The following is a 2,342-nucleotide window of genomic DNA, read 5'->3' as shown; positions in this document are numbered from 1 at the left end:
CCTATTGCCGCATCTCCAGTTACCTGCAGACCATGGCAAATCAGGGATACAATCCGCTGGTCGCCATTCAAATGGCCTTTTCGGGACAGCTCTATGCTGATAGGGGTGAGTAGTTACCCATTGAGTTAATAAAATACAGTTATCTTGCTAAGATATGGAAATCACGTTCAAGACTAAAAAGCTGGAAAAAGCCTTCAACGAGGGCAGGCAACTCGATGCACTGCATGGGGCCAGACGGGCGAGGAAGATCCGCGTGCGGCTTCAGGAGTTCCGTGTTGCCGAAACCCTGATGGACTTCTGGCCACCCAAGAGTCCGCCCGGGCGCTGCCATGAGCTCACTGAAGGAAAACGTAACGGCCAGCTTTCGGTCGACCTGGATCACCCATACCGCCTGATATTCGTCCCTGACCACGACCCGGTACCTCGAAGATCGGACGGTGGTCTAGACTGGGCTCAGGTCACGGCGATCAAGATCATCTGTGTGGAGGACACCCATGGCTAAGGAAGCAGCGAACCGTTTCGTACCCGATTACGCGGTCTCGCCTGGTGAAGTGCTGAAAGACTATCTGGACTCCTACGGCATGACCCAAGCGGAGCTGGCCGATCGGCTGGGGTTCACCAAGAAAACAGTCAATGAAATCATCAGGGGCAAGGCCCGGATCATGCCGGAGACGGCCCTAAAACTGGAGCGGGTCTTCGGTCGGCCCGCCCATTTCTGGAACAACCTGGAACGGCAGTACCAGGAGGATCGCGTACGCCTCGCCGACCAGCAACGGCTGCGCGAGCATCTGGACTGGCTCAAGGGCGTGCCGGTCAAAGCGATGGCTGAGCGGGGCTTTATCAGAAAATTCAAGGACAAGCTGGAGCAGCTAGACGAAGTGCTGCGGTTCTTCGGTGTGGCGGACCCGGAGCAGTGGCGTACCGTCTGGGAGCAGCACCAGGTCGCCTACCGACAGTCGCTGCGCTTCGAACCCTGTGCCGAGGCCGTCTCCGCCTGGCTGCGGCAGGGCGAGATCGAAGCCCTGCGGATCGACTGCGCCCCGTTCGACCGGCGCGGGTTCCAGGCCGCGCTGGACGAAATTCGCGCCCTCACGCGGGAACCACCCGAGGTGTTTGAACCCCGCTTGGTCGAGCTGTGCGCTGGTGTCGGCGTCGCCGTGGTGCTGGTGCCCGAGCTGCCCAAGACCGGCATTTCTGGCGCCACCCGCTGGCTGAAGAACAAAGCGGTTATTCAGCTGAGCCTGCGCTATAAGAGCAATGACCAGCTCTGGTTCACCTTTTTTCATGAGGCTGGGCACATCCTCAAGCACGGTCGCAAGGCAATCTTCCTCGAGGGCAACGGCATGGACAGCGAACAGGAGGAGGAGGCCAACGCTTTTGCGCGAGACAAACTGATACCGCCCACGGCCTATGCCACCTTTGTTAAGACTTGGGGCAGGACCCTGAACGAGATCAAGTGCTTCGCTCACCAGATCGGCATTGCCCCCGGCATCGTCGTCGGCCGCCTGCAACACGACTGCCTGCTGCCGGTCACCCACGGTAACAAGCTCAAGATATACTATCGCTGGGCAAAACGGGAGGCCGGCTGAATGGAGTCTGTGGATGTACACGCGGTGAGAAGGGCAGGGGCGTCCCGGGAGGACTGGCCGGTGGTCAGGCTTGATGAATTCGTAGAGAACGTGGCTGTTCGCGTCGATCCGGCCAAGGCCAAGGCCGAGACCTACGTCTACATCGGGTTGGAGCATCTCGATCCCGGCACACTTCACTTGCGCGAATGGGGGCATATCCATCCGATGTCACCGGGCAAAAACTGGTCTTTAGTCATTGACTTACGCCGCCAAGAAACGCAAGACGCGCAAAGAACGGTTTCTTGAAGAAATGGAATCTTGCGTACCCTAGTACATCGACCACGTTCAAACGCTGCCAGCCATGGAGAGCGAAGCGAAGGCTGGTAGACCCCAGTAGCCGCGAGGCCGCACTGCTTACCCGTCGTGCGCATAGCGCCAGAGGGGAAGCAAAGTAGGCATCCAAACGCGGCGTCCAGTCATTGGGAGACAAGTACGGAGCAGCAACGAGCTTGCGAAGTTGTTGCGTAGTGCTGGGTGACCAGGACGGCTGGGGCACAAATAGGTTGTCAAAGGCCGAGTCGATTTTGGGGACTGGGATGTCCCAAAATCTATCACGAGGCAGAAGACACGCTTGCCAGAATCGGTGACATCTTCAAGGATGAACAACTGTGGCTCCGTACCGAAATGCTGTAGTTGTGCTTGCGGATGTGTTTATTCGGCCAGAGCGCAATGCGCAAATCCTCACGCAACTGCTGGAAGGTTTCGGCAAACTTG

Annotated in this window: 3 protein-coding genes; 2 read left to right on the top strand and 1 reads right to left on the bottom strand. The window is 58.1% G+C overall.

All coding sequences use genetic code 11. The annotated features are described in order from the left end of the window. Positions 1 to 154 precede the first annotated feature (154 nt). Positions 155 to 502: a type II toxin-antitoxin system RelE/ParE family toxin gene (locus ACOCD2_RS17040; protein WP_293648425.1), complete on the top strand. Its 348-nt coding sequence runs from the start codon at positions 155 to 157 to the stop codon at positions 500 to 502. Then, positions 495 to 1,589 carry a HigA family addiction module antitoxin gene (locus ACOCD2_RS17035; RefSeq protein WP_293648422.1) on the top strand — a complete coding sequence of 365 codons (1,095 nt, stop codon included), beginning with the start codon at positions 495 to 497 and terminating at the stop codon, positions 1,587 to 1,589. The genes ACOCD2_RS17040 and ACOCD2_RS17035 overlap by 8 nt, the downstream gene beginning before the upstream one ends. 232 nt (positions 1,590 to 1,821) lie before the next feature. On the opposite strand, the gene ACOCD2_RS17030 is transcribed toward ACOCD2_RS17035, so the two are convergent. Continuing rightward, entirely contained in the window at positions 1,822 to 2,124 is a 303-nt protein-coding gene (locus ACOCD2_RS17030) for a hypothetical protein (RefSeq protein WP_293648419.1), read from the bottom strand. Positions 2,125 to 2,342: the final 218 nt, after the last annotated feature.

This window comes from Thiolapillus sp. (assembly GCF_048562965.1).
Classification (GTDB): Bacteria; Pseudomonadota; Gammaproteobacteria; order Chromatiales; family Chromatiaceae; genus Thiolapillus; species Thiolapillus brandeum_A.
This window is presented reverse-complemented; position numbering and strand designations above follow the sequence as displayed.